Origin of the sequence: Bacillus sp. FSL K6-0138, from assembly GCF_037982765.1 — a bacterium.
In the GTDB taxonomy this organism is placed as follows: domain Bacteria; phylum Bacillota; class Bacilli; order Bacillales; family Bacillaceae; genus Bacillus; species Bacillus glycinifermentans.
The window spans coordinates 4,063,605-4,078,904 of record NZ_CP150286.1; the positions used below are offsets into that span (position 1 = coordinate 4,063,605).

General features: G+C 45.2%; 14 protein-coding genes and 1 pseudogene. 2 read left to right on the plus strand and 13 right to left on the minus strand.

Going from position 1 to position 15,300, the window contains the following annotated elements; genetic code table 11:
- Positions 1 to 34 precede the first annotated feature (34 nt).
- From MHB78_RS21425 to MHB78_RS21450, 6 genes and pseudogenes are all read right to left on the minus strand, one after another.
- Positions 35 to 723 (minus strand): annotated as a pseudogene (locus MHB78_RS21425) (phosphoribosyltransferase family protein).
- Positions 711 to 1,013 (minus strand): competence protein ComFB, encoded by a 303-nt coding sequence (locus MHB78_RS21430; protein ID WP_046130085.1) that lies wholly within the window; start codon positions 1,011 to 1,013, stop codon positions 711 to 713. The pseudogene MHB78_RS21425 and the gene MHB78_RS21430 overlap by 13 nt, the downstream one beginning before the upstream one ends.
- A gap of 55 nt (positions 1,014 to 1,068) precedes the next feature.
- Positions 1,069 to 2,478: a DEAD/DEAH box helicase gene (locus MHB78_RS21435; protein ID WP_046130086.1), complete on the minus strand. Its 1,410-nt coding sequence runs from the start codon at positions 2,476 to 2,478 to the stop codon at positions 1,069 to 1,071.
- Positions 2,479 to 2,596: 118 nt separating this feature from the next.
- A complete protein-coding gene (locus MHB78_RS21440) occupies positions 2,597 to 3,439 on the minus strand; it encodes a DegV family protein (RefSeq protein ID WP_065894697.1) in 843 nt (280 codons plus the stop codon).
- 120 nt (positions 3,440 to 3,559) lie between these two features.
- A complete protein-coding gene (degU, locus tag MHB78_RS21445; protein WP_046130088.1) occupies positions 3,560 to 4,249 on the minus strand; it encodes a two-component system response regulator DegU in 690 nt (229 codons plus the stop codon).
- An 82-nt stretch (positions 4,250 to 4,331) separates the two neighbouring features.
- Complete coding sequence (locus tag MHB78_RS21450; RefSeq protein ID WP_046130089.1) at positions 4,332 to 5,489, minus strand: histidine kinase; 1,158 nt, start codon at positions 5,487 to 5,489, stop codon at positions 4,332 to 4,334.
- A gap of 219 nt (positions 5,490 to 5,708) precedes the next feature.
- Between MHB78_RS21450 and MHB78_RS21455 the strand changes: the two genes are divergently transcribed.
- Together MHB78_RS21455 and MHB78_RS21460 are read left to right on the plus strand one after the other, a co-directional pair.
- Positions 5,709 to 6,347 carry a YigZ family protein gene (locus MHB78_RS21455; RefSeq protein ID WP_046130090.1) on the plus strand — a complete coding sequence of 213 codons (639 nt, stop codon included), beginning with the start codon at positions 5,709 to 5,711 and terminating at the stop codon, positions 6,345 to 6,347.
- A 14-nt stretch (positions 6,348 to 6,361) separates the two neighbouring features.
- Positions 6,362 to 7,453, plus strand: coding sequence for an LCP family protein (locus MHB78_RS21460; RefSeq protein ID WP_046130091.1), 1,092 nt, complete (start codon positions 6,362 to 6,364; stop codon positions 7,451 to 7,453).
- A 51-nt stretch (positions 7,454 to 7,504) separates the two neighbouring features.
- On the opposite strand, the gene MHB78_RS21465 is transcribed toward MHB78_RS21460, so the two are convergent.
- From MHB78_RS21465 to MHB78_RS21495, 7 genes are all read right to left on the minus strand, one after another.
- Positions 7,505 to 8,569, minus strand: a complete 1,065-nt coding sequence (locus MHB78_RS21465; RefSeq protein WP_046130092.1) for an MraY family glycosyltransferase — start codon at positions 8,567 to 8,569, stop codon at positions 7,505 to 7,507.
- 142 nt (positions 8,570 to 8,711) lie between these two features.
- Positions 8,712 to 9,890, minus strand: coding sequence for a glycosyltransferase (locus MHB78_RS21470; RefSeq protein ID WP_046130093.1), 1,179 nt, complete (start codon positions 9,888 to 9,890; stop codon positions 8,712 to 8,714).
- 18 nt (positions 9,891 to 9,908) lie between these two features.
- Positions 9,909 to 10,667: a glycosyltransferase gene (locus tag MHB78_RS21475; RefSeq protein WP_046130094.1), complete on the minus strand. Its 759-nt coding sequence runs from the start codon at positions 10,665 to 10,667 to the stop codon at positions 9,909 to 9,911.
- A gap of 29 nt (positions 10,668 to 10,696) precedes the next feature.
- On the minus strand, positions 10,697 to 11,374 hold the full coding sequence (locus MHB78_RS21480; RefSeq protein ID WP_231947400.1) for a hypothetical protein: 678 nt from the start codon (positions 11,372 to 11,374) through the stop codon (positions 10,697 to 10,699).
- A gap of 27 nt (positions 11,375 to 11,401) precedes the next feature.
- A complete protein-coding gene (locus MHB78_RS21485) occupies positions 11,402 to 12,859 on the minus strand; it encodes an O-antigen ligase family protein (RefSeq protein WP_046130095.1) in 1,458 nt (485 codons plus the stop codon).
- 66 nt (positions 12,860 to 12,925) lie between these two features.
- Positions 12,926 to 13,855, minus strand: a complete 930-nt coding sequence (locus MHB78_RS21490; RefSeq protein ID WP_046130096.1) for an NAD-dependent epimerase/dehydratase family protein — start codon at positions 13,853 to 13,855, stop codon at positions 12,926 to 12,928.
- 17 nt (positions 13,856 to 13,872) lie between these two features.
- Positions 13,873 to 15,204 (minus strand): UDP-glucose/GDP-mannose dehydrogenase family protein, encoded by a 1,332-nt coding sequence (locus MHB78_RS21495; RefSeq protein WP_099047126.1) that lies wholly within the window; start codon positions 15,202 to 15,204, stop codon positions 13,873 to 13,875.
- Between the last annotated feature and the right edge of the window lie 96 nt (positions 15,205 to 15,300).

Here is a 15,300-nt window from a genome sequence, read left to right on the forward strand (position 1 = left end):
TCTATCATTTATATCGGCAGGGAAAATAAATGATTTAGCTTCGAATCAAAGTGAAAGATGATACCGAATCTGCTCCCCCGTCCGCTTTCAGACATTGGGCAGCTTGATGAATGGTAGCCCCTGTCGTATACAGGTCATCGATCAGGAGAATTTTCATTCCTTTTACAGAACCCTTGTCCGTTTTAAAAACGTTTTTTGTTTAAGGCGCTCTGTCCTGCTTTTTTTTGACTGTTTCTCATTTTCTGTTCTGATCAACGGATGTATGACAGGCCTTTTTAATAAGGAAGCAAGCCTTTCCGCCTGATTAAAGCCTCTTTCCTTTTTACGTTCTTCGCTGAGAGGTATCGGGACAATAACGGCATCTGAATGTCGGCAGCACGCTTGAAAGGTGCGGATGAAAGAAGGGGCAAAAGCGTGGACGATTTCAGCGTCGCCTCTAAACTTAAAACGGGCGAGCACTTCTTTCATGAAAGGATTGTAAAGATATACAGAGCGGTTTTGCTCAAGGAGGCCGCGGGTTTTCGGATTTGCTTCCCATTTCAGACAGTCGGTGCACAGCTTTTCGCCGTCTTGCAGACGCCCGCATTTACGGCAAACGGTCCCTTTTATTTTGATAAAGCCCTCTTTACATTCTCCGCATATTTTTTCCTCATCATGAGCAAAGAAAAAAGAACGCCATGAAAGAGAATGTGAAAGAGGAGCTTCACAAATTAAACAAAGCAGCTTACACCCTTCCTTCCTTTCTTTCTGTGTTCGCAATGCGGATTTTCATTGACTCTTCTTGCCGCTTCTGCGAGAGTGACTAGCATCGATGTATTTTTTTGTTTGTCAACGAGCTCTGCCTTTATGTATGCCAGTTTCGTACGATCTGTGACATATTGCGGTTTGACCGCATTCAAGGCTAGTGCGAGCACATCTTCTCTGCATCTCTGACACAAGCAGCTCATATTGAGCTGATCAATATATTGATCAAACAATTCTTCCAAAACAGATTCCTTTGCATTGACTAACATTCAGGCACCGCTCCTTATACACATCTTATGAGTATACTGTACCATGATTATCGGACTAGTCAACCAAATTTTCCAGTAAAGCCATTTTATTCATTCGGCGAATATGACGGCGAGCTGCGACCATGTTCGCCGTCTTGCCGAAGTGAAAAAAACGGACGTCACCCGTTGTATATTGAGGGTGCCTCCCGGCTCTTCCCGATATTTGGACAAGCGCGCTTTCGTCAAAAACGGCCGATTCAGCGCCCAGCACTCCGACTTGTGCTTTTTGGACCGTCACGCCTCTTTCCAAAATGGTCGTCGTGACGAGGATATCAAGCGTCCCATCCCTAAACCGTTTTACCTTTTCATTTCTATCCGGGTCATCGGCATAAACGCCTTCGATTTGAAAATGTTCCTTCTTTAACAGGGTAACCACAGATTTGAGCGCCGGAATAGACGGAACAAATAAAAAGACCGGCTGTTTTTGCTCTTTATGTTTGAAAAGCCATCTTTTGACGGCTAAAGGAATAATGTGGCATTTGAGACTCTTTTTCCAGTTTCCGCACCACGTAAATGACGGTTCAGGCATTGGACTCCGATGATACCGGGCCGGGATGTGAGCGGCCTTGAGCCGCCCGCTTTCAGCTCGTTTTTTCATTTCCCGGGAAGGGGTGGCTGTTAAATAAATTCGGGCGCTTTGCCGTTTCCCTGCTTTTTCTACGGCGTACTGCAATGTTTGATCATAACTGTACGGGAACGCATCAACCTCATCAACGACCATCACATCGAACGCTTCTTTATATCGGAAAAGCTGATGGGTGGTCGATATCATAAGAGGCGAAAGCATCCCTCTATCGGGACTCCCTCCGTATAAAGCGGCAATTTCTGCGCCTTCAAAAGCTTTCTTTACGCGCGGGGCAAGCTCCAGCACCACATCCGTTCTCGGAGTGGCTATACATACTCTCAAGCCATGGTTTAAAGCAAATTCGATTCCCTGAAACAAAATTTCCGTTTTGCCTGATCCGCAAACCGCCCAAATTAAAAGCTCTTCTTTTTTTCGAATCGCTTCAATAATCGATCTTGCCGCTTTTTCCTGGCCCGCCGAAAGAATTCCCTCCCAAACCATGCGGACGGGCGGCCATTTAGATTGATCACCGCCTTTCCAAGTCAATAGGGGTGTACATTCGCTTACTCTGCCCATCATGACGCACGAACGGCAGTAGACACATTGTTGATTGCATGCATAACAAGGGTACCGGGCGAAAAGCGCCTGATGATCCTGGCCGCACCGCTTGCAGACAAAGCCTTTGGTCGTTTCTTCAATCGGTTTTTCTGCTTTGATCAAGCCTTTTTGGATGTGCCAATCAATCACATCATCGGGAAAGGGAAGTTCACTTTTGAGAAGATGGCGGGATTCAAGCAAAGACTGTAAATTGCGGGAGTATTCAGATGCGGGCTGCTTTCCAGCGATAACGATCACCTCCAATCTAACATTTAGTATCTTGCATGCCCGTTTTTTTGTAAAACTGGCAAAATCAAAAAGTTGCAGAGTTTTCACCTTGGAAAATCAAAAAATCTCCGTTTTGTCAAACGGAGATTGGCGTTTATACTATATACCAGGCAATGCCCATTGCCCCCTCGCCGAGATGCGTGCCGACCACAGGACCAAAATAGCTTTTGTATAATTCGACGTGCGGATATTTTTGAGACAGCTCTTCAATAATCTGATCGGCTTCTTTCTCCCGGTTCGCATGGATGACGACCGCCCTCATAGGCTTGCCTGTTCCGGCATCCTCATCAAAGAGTTCAAACAGGCGGTTTAAGGCTTTTTTTCTCGTCCGGATTTTTTCAAATGGAACGATCAGCTTATTCTCAAAGTGTAAAATCGGCTTCACTTTTAAAAGGCTTCCGATAAAAGCCTGGGCTCCGCTCAGCCTGCCCCCTCTTTGCAGATGGGATAGGTCGTCAACCATGAAGTAAGCCCTCATCGAGGTTTTCATATGATCCAAATGACTGAGGATTTCTTCAGGCGGTGCTCCTTTTTCCGCCATCTCAGCCGCTTCGATCGCATAAAAACCTTGAGCCATGCAGCTGATTTCCGAATCAAACGGATACACTTTGACGTTTTCCAGCATTCCATCCGCCGACACGGCGCTGTTGTACGTGCCGCTGATTCCGCTGGAAAGATGGATGCTGATTACCGCATCATATGTTTCGCCAAGCTTTTCATACAGTGCGATCAATTCGCCGTAGGCCGGCTGGGAAGTCGTCGGGAGATCTTCATGAGCTTTAACTTCTTTATAATAATCCTTCCAGCTCATGTCGACCTCTTCCTTGTATGAAGCCTCTCCGAAAATCACATTGAGCGGTATCATGTGTATATTGTGATTATCCCGCAGTTCTTTCGGTATGTAGGCTGTACTGTCAGTTACTACTGCTGTTCTCATAAAATAAACCTTCCTTATGAAAGATACTTTTTTTCCTATTTTAAAAGAAAAACAGTTGTTTTTCATTATAAAGTTTGATTTTCTAAAAAAAGAAAAGACCTGCCGATGGCAAGTCCACTTTTATCTCATTTCTACCCAGCCATTTTTGATGGCCACAACGACTGCTTGAGTTCTGTCGTTTACGTTCATTTTCTGCAGGATGTTGCTGACGTGGTTTTTAACCGTTTTTTCACTGATAAATAAAGATTCTCCTATGCCGCGGTTGCTCTTTCCGTCCGCGAGCATTTGCAATACTTCGCATTCCCGCCTTGTGAGAATGTGCAAAGGTCTGCGGATTTCTGGATACACTTCGTGCTGAGCGTGAGATGACACGCCGCTTGTTGCCAGACGGCGAAATTCGTTGACAAGATTGTGCGTAACCTTAGGGTGAAGGTAAGAACCGCCTTCAGCCACTACCTTTACGGCTTCAATCAGTGTATCGGCATCCATCTCTTTAAGCAGATAGCCGCGTGCTCCGGTTTTTAACGCATGTGTCACATAGTTTTCATCATCATGGATCGATAAAATTATGACCTTTGATTCCGGATACATATCGACAAGTTGTTTTGTCGCTTCAACTCCGTTTACATTCGGCATATTGATGTCCATGATGACTACATCCGGATGATAGTGCTCGACAATGCGAGCCGCTTCGTCACCGTCGTCTCCTTCAGCCACTACCTCAAAGGTAGGTTCGAAATCCAAAATCCGTTTTACTCCTTCACGGAATAACTGATGGTCATCAATAATTACAATATTTACTTTAGTCACAAGCTACGCCTCCCCATTTTTCATTGTTCTACACAGCGCTTTTATGGTCAATATGTCTTTTGTCTCTATTTTACAATTATCTTTACAATGACAGCGGAACTTTAATTAAAATAAATGTCCCGAGACCTATTTTCGAGTCGATCGTCATCGTACCTTCAAGCAAATCGACTCTTTCCTTCATTCCAAGCAGACCGAACGATTTGTTTTTCTTCTTTTGCGCTTCTTTTAAATCAAAGCCGTTTCCGTTATCTTTTATAATCAGCGTAACAAAATCTTTCGTCACTTCTACTTTAACATGAATTTCGGTTGATTCGGAATGTTTTAGGGCATTCGTGACAGCTTCCTGAGCCAGCCGGAAAAGCGCCACTTCAAATCGCGGTGCAATCCGCCTGTCTTCCGATTCCCCGATGCAATGAAAATGGATTTTCGCTTTGCCATGATAATCTTCGATCGTGTTCAAGTATTTTCTGAGCGTCGGAATCAGGCCCAAATCGTCTAAAGCCATCGGCCTTAAGTCATAAATAATCCGTCTGACTTCATAAAGGGCATTGCGAACGTTTTGCCGGAGGTTTTTAATTTCCTGAAAGCCTTCTTCGGTCCCCTTGTCTCTGAAAATCCGTTCGATCAATTCAGATCTCATCATCACGTTTGCCAGCATTTGCGCCGGACCGTCATGAATTTCGCGCGAGACCCTTTTTCTTTCTTCCTCTTGCGCTTCGATGATCCGCAAGCCGAAATCCTGTTTTGCCTGCGCGTCTTCCAATAAAACGCCGACCTGGCGAAGATCTTGGTTTAAATAGTTTAAAACGACAGTTATCTGGCTGACAAGACCTTCGGAACGCTCAATGATTTCCTGAAGACCGAGGAGACGCCTTTCCAGATCGTCGCGCTTCTCCCTCAGCTGCTTTTCGCGCTGCTGAATCATCGTAAGCTCAACTTGAAGTTTGTGCGCCTTTTCATAAGCTTCGCGAATTTCCGTTTCACTGAATTTATGAAAGTTTCTGCTGACCTCTGACAGACGGTTCCTCGCATGCCGGGCATGCACCTCCAACCTGTCTCCGAGATCGATGACTTCGTTGACCTGCTGCTTGATCTGCTTCAGCTCTTCTACCAAGCCTTCATATTGCTGACGGGACTGTTCGCCGATTTGAAATACTTCATCCTTGCTCCCGTCAACGGTTTTTAACATCTTCATTATTATTGAATCCAAGACTTTGGAGTCCATTTTGGAAACGCTCACCCATTTTCCCTCCGTAACAGCATTGTCATGTAGTTTTATCATAAATTTCATTGAACTGAAATTCGTGTCGAATTATAATGAAAGAATGCGTATTCTGTTTTTTGGTTCTATTATGATCTCCCTTCCATATCTCTTTAATCATAACAAAATGCGCGTGAAAATTCTAAGTCTGTTCGTATTTTATGAACATCCGCATGGCTTGTCAGGGGGTAAAATGACATGCTTCAAAGCTATCTCACTGTTTCCGGCGAAGGAACCCATGAAATCGTAATCGAGAAGTCCCGGTTCATTTGTCATTTAAGCCGTGTCAGTACTGAAAAAGAAGCACAGGATTTTATTCATAACATAAAAAAACAGCATTGGAATGCCACTCATAATTGTTCCGCCTATGTCATCGGCGAAAACGACCAAATTCAAAAGGCGAACGATGACGGAGAACCGAGCGGAACGGCAGGAGTCCCGATGCTTGAAGTATTAAAGAAACGCAATTTGAAGGATACTTGCGCCGTTGTTACACGGTATTTCGGCGGCATCAAGCTCGGCGCCGGAGGATTGATACGCGCTTACGGAAAATCCGTATCAGAAGGGCTGAACCATGTCGGCGTCGTCGAACGCAAACTGATGCGCGTGATGCATACCAAAGTGGGCTATACATGGATCGGCAAGCTGGAAAACGAGCTGCGCGAGTCCCCTTATCAAATCAAGGACATCCACTACGCCGACGACGTTGAATTTGAAACGTATGTAAAAGAAAGCGAAAAGCAGGCTTTTACAGAATGGATAACCGAATTAACAAACGGCAAGAGCGAAAATAGAGAAGGCATTCAGATATATCTGGAGGAAGCTTTTTATCATTAAAGGAGAATAAATATATGGCTGAGCGTGTAAAAGTGAAAGTGCGCAAAAAGAAGAATAAGAAAAAGAAGCTTATCAAGCGGTTTATCTTGCTTATGCTGCTCGCACTTCTCGCGGTTGGCGGAGTGGGGATATACAAGATTTACAACACGATCTCTGCAGCTGACGACACCTATGATCAACTGGATCGGGGCGAGAAGTCGAAGCTTCGCGATGAAGTCGTCGACATCAAGAAAAAACCGTTCTCGATCTTGTTTATGGGTGTGGAAAATTATGCGACCAAAGGGGAACGCGGCCGCACCGATTCCCTTATTGTCGTAACGCTCGACCCAAAACAAAAAACGATGAAAATGCTGAGCATCCCGAGAGATACAAGGGTTCAGCTGGCCGGTGACACAACCGGAACCAAAACGAAGATCAATGCGGCCTACGGAAAAGGCGGAAAAGAAGAAACAATCGAAACGGTCGAAGATTTCTTAGGCATTCCGATTGACTATTATGCAACGGTTGATTTTGACGGATTCAAAGATGTCATCGATGAAATCGGCGGCATCGATGTAGACGTGCCGTTTGATTTTGACGAAAAAAGCGATGTTTCCAAGACGAAAAGAATTTATTTCAAAAAAGGAAACATGCATTTAAACGGCGAACAAGCGCTGGCCTACGCCAGAATGAGAAAGCAGGATAAGCGCGGGGATTTTGGAAGAAACGACAGGCAAAAACAAATTCTGAAAGCTGCCCTCGATCAAATTTCCAAGCCGCAAAACCTCGCCAAAATCGATACGATTGTCCAAAAGGCGAGTAAAAACATTAAAACAAACTTTAGAATTACGCAAGCCTTGGCCCTTCAGGAAATATACAGCGGCTTTAAAGGCGACGACATTGAGACGCTAAGCATTACCGGACAGGATCTGAATATCGCCGGGGTGTATTACTTTGAAGCAGACGAGCAAAATCTGACAAATGTTCAGAATGAATTGAACCATCATTTATTTCCGGGTTCAACCGCTGACTCAAGCGGAACATCGTCTGACAGCTCTGACGCAACAACAGGCGGAACGGACAGTTCCACCGACAGCTCTACGGATGCGTCCGCGTCTTCTTATTAGAATAAAAAAACCCTGATCTCTCAATAAGAAATCAGGGTTTTGCATTTCAGGTCAATTCCTTTTCACCATCCGCTTATAAAACTTTGTGAACGGTTTGTATTTTTCATTTACGAGTCCGGTGACCTCTGCGATGATCTGCATGAACAAGATCAAGGCGAAGATGATGATGATTGATATCCAAAGAGTCGCCGTTTTCAGGATAATAGCGCATAGGCTGAAGATGATGCCGATTAAGTATATGACGATGACGGCCTTTCTGTGAGACAGGCCGAAAGCCATCAGCCTGTGATGGATATGCGACTTATCAGGAGCCGAAATCGGCTGCTTGTTCAATATCCTTCTGATGATCGCAAACGTCGTGTCAAATATAGGAACGCCCAAAATGATGATCGGGACTCCGACGCTGAAAAGCGTTACGCTTTTGTACAGCCCCAACAGCGACAGGACTGAAATCACATAACCGAGAAAGAGCGATCCCGTGTCTCCCATAAAAATTTTCGCCGGGTGAAAATTATAGAAGAGAAAGCCTAGCGTGCTGCCGATGACGACTAACGATAATGAGAAAATCAAAATTTTGTCGGCTGAAAAAGCCATGACGGCAATTGTCGAAAGGCCGATCACGGATATCCCGGCCGCCAATCCGTCCAACCCGTCAATTAAATTGATCGCATTGGTGATTCCAACGATCCACAAAATCGTTAACGGAAATGAGAGCCAGCCCAAATCGAAACGGACGTCCCAAAACGGAATCGATAAAAACTCCATTTTCAGCCCCGTACTGACAATCAGGCACGCGACTAATATTTGAACGATGAATTTAACTTTCGCACTTAAATTATATTTATCATCTATAATTCCTAAAATGACAATCATAAAAGCGCCGAGCGTAATAGCCGTAATTCTGTTTTCGTAAAGGCCGCCGGCCACAGAGCCGGTCAAGACTCCTATAAATATGGCTAAACCGCCCATTCTTGGCATGACTTTTTCGTGTATTTTTCGATTATCCGGACGATCAACGATCCCGGATTTGATTGCTATGCGTTTTACAAGCGGAGTAATGATTAATACAACAATCAGAGAGACAAAAAACGCAAAAACCGTGCGTTCATAAGACATAAGGAAGTCTCCTTTTTAAATGAAGTCTGGATAGTTTATATTGTTATTAAAGTTGGACATACTCCTCCATTATACAATTTCATTATTTATTATAACAAGCACAAGCCAAAAGAAACATCATAAATTATCATCCGCTGTAAACTTATGCATCTTTATTCAAATTCAGTTTTCCGAGCATGATGAAAAACAGCTGGCGCCAATCCTTTTTGCGCGCCGTATTCTTGCGGTTTTCCACAGACGAAGGGTCATCATGCGAACGCTCGAGCTCTTCGCAGAGGGCGATAAATGCGCAGGGATCGCTTCCCGTCATATGCCGGTATACATTCTCTTTCTCCACCTTTGCGGTTGAAGGCAGGTTCATGCCTGCGACAGGCTTTCCCGCGGCCAAAAATTCAAACAGCTTTAAAGGAAAAACGGCATTGTTATACGGAGAAGACTTATAAGGCATGATCCCGATATCGATGACATTCATATAGGCCGGAACGTCTCCAGGTGCTGCAGGGCCTGTCCAGATAACATTGTCCTCTTCAAGCATGTCTTTAAAATCCTCGTCACCATTCGTTCCGTCAGGGCCGACAAATAAAAATGTCCAGTCCCGCTTCGCCCTCGCCGCTTTTTTGATCAGCTTAAAGTCGAGCTTAGGTTTAATTCCGCCGATAAAGCCTAAAACGGTGCCTTGCCTTTCGCCAAGTACGTCCGCCCGTTTGTCATTCGCTGCGAAGAAGTCGTATTCGACTCCGTTTTCCACTGTAAAAACCGGCTTGTCCTCTCCGTTCAGCCGGTTTTTCACATTTTGGCACAAATATTCTGAAGTGCAAAAAATCGTATTTGCCGCTTTGATAATTCTGCTTTCCGCCTCAAAAATAACCTTTTGCCTGAAAGCCGATGCGAGGTTTTGTTTTCCGCTGATCGGAGCCGCCCAAAGGTCGCTGCAATCATAGATGACTTGCTCCCAGTCATAAAGCGCCGCCAAAAGCGGAAAACCGGGGAAGGTGTACCATAAATATACGTTCTCGCCTTCCGCCGCTTTTAAACGCTCAAGCAACGGCGTCAGTTTCTTTTGGTAAAAGACGTCGCGGTAGCGGGCGAACCTGAACATTTTCTTTTTCAAAAAGTCCTTTACCGCAAATTGCATAATGCCGTTGTGAAGCCTTGTAAACGCCTCTGAAGGGGCTTCTTCGGCCGGGCATACCCAGATGACTTCCCGCGTATTTTTTTGCTCCGCCAGAAATTCAGCGAGGCGGTGCCTTCTGTACCTTAATTGATCTTGTCCCCATTCACCCGTCGCCACGACGACGTGTATCGCTTTTTTCTCTCCCACGTTCCATCACTTCCCGCGCTATAGTCTTTTCTTTACCGCATTTTTTGCATAATGGACGAAGCACCATGTCGCCTTGATCAAATGCAGACGCTCGATTTCCCTGTATACATACCAGGTTTTCTGAGCCGCCTTCCACTTGTTTCTCGAAATCGACGTTTCGACGAGCCGGTATTCTGCCAAAGGCTCGTTCAGCCCGTATGCTTTAAAGCCTCTTTTCAAAATGGACAGCCATGTCGCTAAATCCTGCCTGGTCCTGATATCCGGCATTTGAATGTCCCCTGTTTGTTCTCTGTCAAGCATGACCGTCAGACAGCCGATAATCGTATTTTTCAGCACGTCATCATATGTGAGGCTTTCAGGCGCTTCGATCGTTTTATGCAGCGCCTCGCCGTTTTGGCTGATCAGCTCGTAGGCCGTAAATGTGAAGGCATGCTGATGCTTCCTCATAAAGTCGAGCTGTTTTTCAAGCTTCTCTTTTTTCCAAACATCATCGCTGTCCAAAAACGCTACAAAGCGGCCTTTTGCCTTTTTGAGGGCCGCATTGCGCGCTGCAGCCGCTCCGCCATTCTCCTTTAAATAGATGACATGAATACGCTCGTCCTCTGCTTCATAACGTTTCAACATATCTCTCGTTCCGTCTGTCGAGCAATCATCCACAATGATCATTTCCCAGTCGGAAAAGGTCTGGCCGATGACAGACTGAATCGTCTTCTCGATAAATTCCTCCGCGTTATAAGAAGGTGTAATGACAGAGATTAAAGGTTTTTGGCTCGTCATGGTCCTGTTCCACATCCCCAATCAAAAATTTAGCGTTCTTTCAAAACTTCCGGAACAACAACGATAAAAAACGACAGCGCCAAACCGATCAAAACGCCCAGTACCGCTCTTTTTTTAGGAGACATTCCGCCGGCTACATTATCCAATGCGGTTAACGGCTCTATTTCTTCAGCCGCTTTCAAGTCAAGCCTGTTCGTTTCCAGCTCATATAAAAACCGCTGTTTATCGACTTTTGAATCAGCGCTGACCGTTTCGCCTTCAAGCGCTTTTATGTTCTTTTCGATCACTTGATCCCTTTTCAAAAACAGCTTTTTATCTTCCTTCATATAAGCATCTTTGATTTTTTCCAAAACATTCAATGTTTCTTCTTTGTCAGGTCCTGTATAGCTTAGATTAAAAAGCGAATCCGATCTGATGTCGATCACCAGCTCCTCCTTGATACTTGCAAGCTCCTCTTCGTCCATTTCGGGAAAAACCTCTTTTAAAAACGGATCATTTTTCAGCAATAGAGGAATCTCTTTTGCATTGTTGTAAAGCGATTCTCCGTAATTCCCCGTCGAGATGGTGACGCTTGCCGTATAGTCAGCCGGCGCAGCGGCGCCTTTCGGCATAAAATACCCAAACAGCCCCAGAACAAGCGGAAGCGCGATAATCGGCACGATATACTTTTTGATTCTGCCTGCAATACGTTTCATTAAATGTTTCACACGAATTTCTCCCTATTATTAAAATTCTTACCTGAAACGCTCGGTTTCATCTGTCCCTTTGATTCTAAGCGTGTTGACGGTCGCAATGACCAGGGCAAGAAACACCCAATGGAAATACAAATTTGACATCGAACTTGGGCTTATGCTTGAAACGAGAAAGCTGATAAGGGCGGCGAGCAGCCCTTCCAAAAGAAGTTTGTACCGGCTTGTCAGCCTGCTTTTATAGAATCGATACAATAACAGCATGAGATACCCGTACATCGTTACATAGCCGAGCATCATGATGACCCCGAAATTCGCCATGATTTCGACAAGCCAGTTATGCACCTCAACCACTTGATCGGTATCAAAAATTGCGTGGTGCTCTAAATAATAAGGAACGTTTCCGGCACCGACGCCGAACCCGTATGTGTCGAGCACATAATGCCCTGCATTCTTCAAAAGATTCGCCCTGGCGACGTTTGACGGCAGCGGCTCACTGAAATCGTGCGCGGTTTGAGGAGCTAGAAATAATGTATACACGACATTTGTAATCTTCCCTGCAAAAAGCACGGCAAAAGCGGCAAACCCGCAGGCCGCGGCAATCAGGACCCACTTTTTCAAAAAACGGGGCAGCAAAATGAACGCGTAAAGAAAAAGACCCGCGATCACCCCTAAAATGCTTGCCCTTGAGCCCGTTAAAACAATCAAATACAAGGAGCAGCACGCAAGGATCAAACCTGCTATTTTCAAATAGCTGTTTTTCACATTTTTAAAAAAAGCGGCGTAGAAGAAAAAGCTGATTGACAAAAACGTCGCAAAATCGTTTTGGTTGAAAAACACGGATGTCGGATAGTGCTGTTTATACTGCGGCCCGTTGTACAGCGTCGAGCTTGGCAAATGGTGCAGCGTAAAATGGTTATACAGTCCGATGACCATCAAAAAGACCGTCATCACCATCCATATGTAATAAAACGCGAGCAGCCGTTCGAGCTTCTGAAAATACATCACGATCAGAAAAACGAAAAACATCCCCATCCCAAGCAATGATAAATACTTCAATCCGTCTGTAACAGACTTGACCCAAAGCAGCGAAATCATTCCATAACAAAACCAAAAAGCGAAAAAAGCAAGGATGCCCTTCACTTGAACGCGGTTCCAACGTTCAATGGGATCTTGGCTGTTCAGCATTTCCCAAATCAGCCAGACAGCTGCAGCGATCAAAAGAATCCTGTACGGAAACAGGCTGAAAAATCCGAGCTTGATCGAAAAAAACGCATTATTGGCAAAGGTCGCCGCAATGAGAAGATAGATGACGGGCATCATCAGCTGCTCGTATGACAGATAAGGCTTGAGCAGCAGAATCACGGCCAATGCGATCAATAACAGAAAGAAACACAGTATTTTTTTTGAGCTTGTTTGAGCCAAAAGATGAGTGAAAGCTAAGCCTGCGGTCAAAGCTGCGAGCCAAATCAGCACATTGACCGCCGAACGTTTCACACTCATTTGTCCCCCTCCTTCCGCTTCTGCTAGGAAAAGGGCTGCCGGCATAAAGCCAGCAGCCGATTATGTTTATGCATTCATTTCTTTTCTATAATAGAAAATCGTTTGCTCCAGCCCTTTATCAAGCGGCATTTGCGGTTCCCAGTTCAATATTTTTTTCGTCTCTTCGTTGCACAGCGTGCTGTGGCGGATGTCTCCCGGCCTTTCATCCTGATAGATCGGAGAAAGCGCCGAATTCGTTGCTTTTTTCATTTCGGAAAACAGCTCGTTAACCGTGATGGAAAAGCCGTTTGAAACATTTAAACAAACGTTTGATTGAGCTTTAAGCGCTTTAACATTGGCCGCTGCCACATCCCCCACATAGATGAAGTCGCGGGATTGTTCTCCGTCTCCGAAAATGACCGGCGCCGTGCCGCTCGTCAACAGGTCGGAAAAGATCGAGACGACGCCTCCTTCTCCTTTTGCATCCTGGCGCGGTCCGTAAACATTGCTGTACCGCAAAATACAGTATTCGACTCCGTACAGGTCATAGGCCAGCTTTAAATAGCGTTCAACCGTAAGCTTTGTCAGCCCGTACGGTGAACCGGGATTTGTTTGGTGACGGGTGTCGACAGGCAAATATTCGGGATTCCCGTAAACGGCGGCTGACGACGCAAAAACGATTTTTTTCGCGCTGCATTCACCGGCGGCTTTTATGACATGCAATGAACCTCTTATATTGATGTTTTCATCCTTCAAAAAGTCGTTGACTGACTCCGCAACGCTCACCTGTGCTGCCAAATGTATAATATAATCAGGATTAATGCGCTTGATCAGCTCGATCGCTTCAGGCTTTGTAATGTCTTCCTGATGGAAATCCACCGGAAGACCGTCAATGTTTGAAAGATACCCTGTCGTTAAATTGTCGAGAATCGATACTTGATAATTTTCTTTTAACAGCTGTTCTGCGATATGTGATCCGATAAATCCGCATCCGCCTGTCACCAATACTTTTTCCATGAATAACACCCCGCGTTTTAAACTTTTGTTAAAATCTTCTCTCCCTGAACCTCAGGGCGGCCGATTGAATGATAAATCATTCCTTCTCTTTTCATCTCTTCAAGCTCAAACAGATTTCGTCCGTCAATCAGGACAGGCTGGTTTAAGCATGATTTCAATTTTGTTATATTCATATGCTGTACCTCCGGCCATTCTGTCAAAATGAGGCACGCGTCTGTATCTGTTACGGTTTCATACAGGTCATCGCTGTAGACGGCCTGGCTGCCGAGCAGACGCTCCGCTTCAGGGACCGCAACCGGGTCATAGGCTTTGACATGCGCGCCGAGGCTTTTGAGCATCGGAATGACGTCCAATGCCGGTGATGAGCGCATATCGTTTGTATTCGGTTTAAACGCCAGTCCCAGGACCGAAATCGTTCTGCCCTCGAGATCTCCAAACACGTCGAGCAGCTTTTGAACGATGTGGGCGCGCTGTTTTCGATTCGTCTCAATCACCGCTTCGATCATTTTAAAAGGATAGCCGACCGATTTGGCAATTTGCAGCAAAGCCATCGTATCCTTCGGAAAACAAGAACCCCCAAAGCCGATTCCCGCTTTTAAAAACTTCTTGCCGATTCTGCTGTCAAGCCCGACCCCTTCGGAAACTTTGGACACATCGGCCCCGACTTTTTCACAGATGTTTGCAATGTCATTAATGAAAGAAATTTTCGTTGCCAAAAATGCGTTTGCCGCGTATTTGATCATTTCCGCACTCTCAAGATTCGATTTGACGATTGTCGTTTGAAACGGCTCATGCAGCTCTTCAATGATTGCCGCGGCTTTTTCGCTTGTTGCCCCGATGACGGCTCTTTCCATATTCATCGTGTCATAAATGGCCGTTCCTTCGCGAAGAAATTCGGGATTTGACACGACATCAAACGGATGCCCGCCCCGGGAGGCCTGCTCGATGATCGATTGTACGAGCTTTCCTGTACCGACAGGAACCGTGCTTTTGTTGACGATGATTTTATAGCCGTTTAAATGTCTTCCGATCGTTTCGGCAACCGATTTTACATAGGTCAAATCGGCTTCTCCGCTCTCTGACATCGGCGTCCCGACTGCTATATATATAATGTCGGATTCTCTGATCGCCTTGGGAATGTCAGTTGAAAAGAACAAACGGTTTTCATCTACGTTTTTATCAACAAGCTCTTTTAGCCCGTTTTCATAAATCGGCATGATACCGGCCGAGAGACCTCTGATTTTTTCAGCGTCTATATCACAGCAGACAACCGTGTTTCCCACCTCGGCAAAACACGTTCCAGATACCAGCCCAACATATCCTGTTCCAATAACAGCTATTCTTTTCAATATCATCATTCCCTTCTCATAAGCTAACCCTTCTATCCAATAGCTTTATTAGGCGATGATTGTTTCTATCTATATTTTCCATCATGGACGCAATGC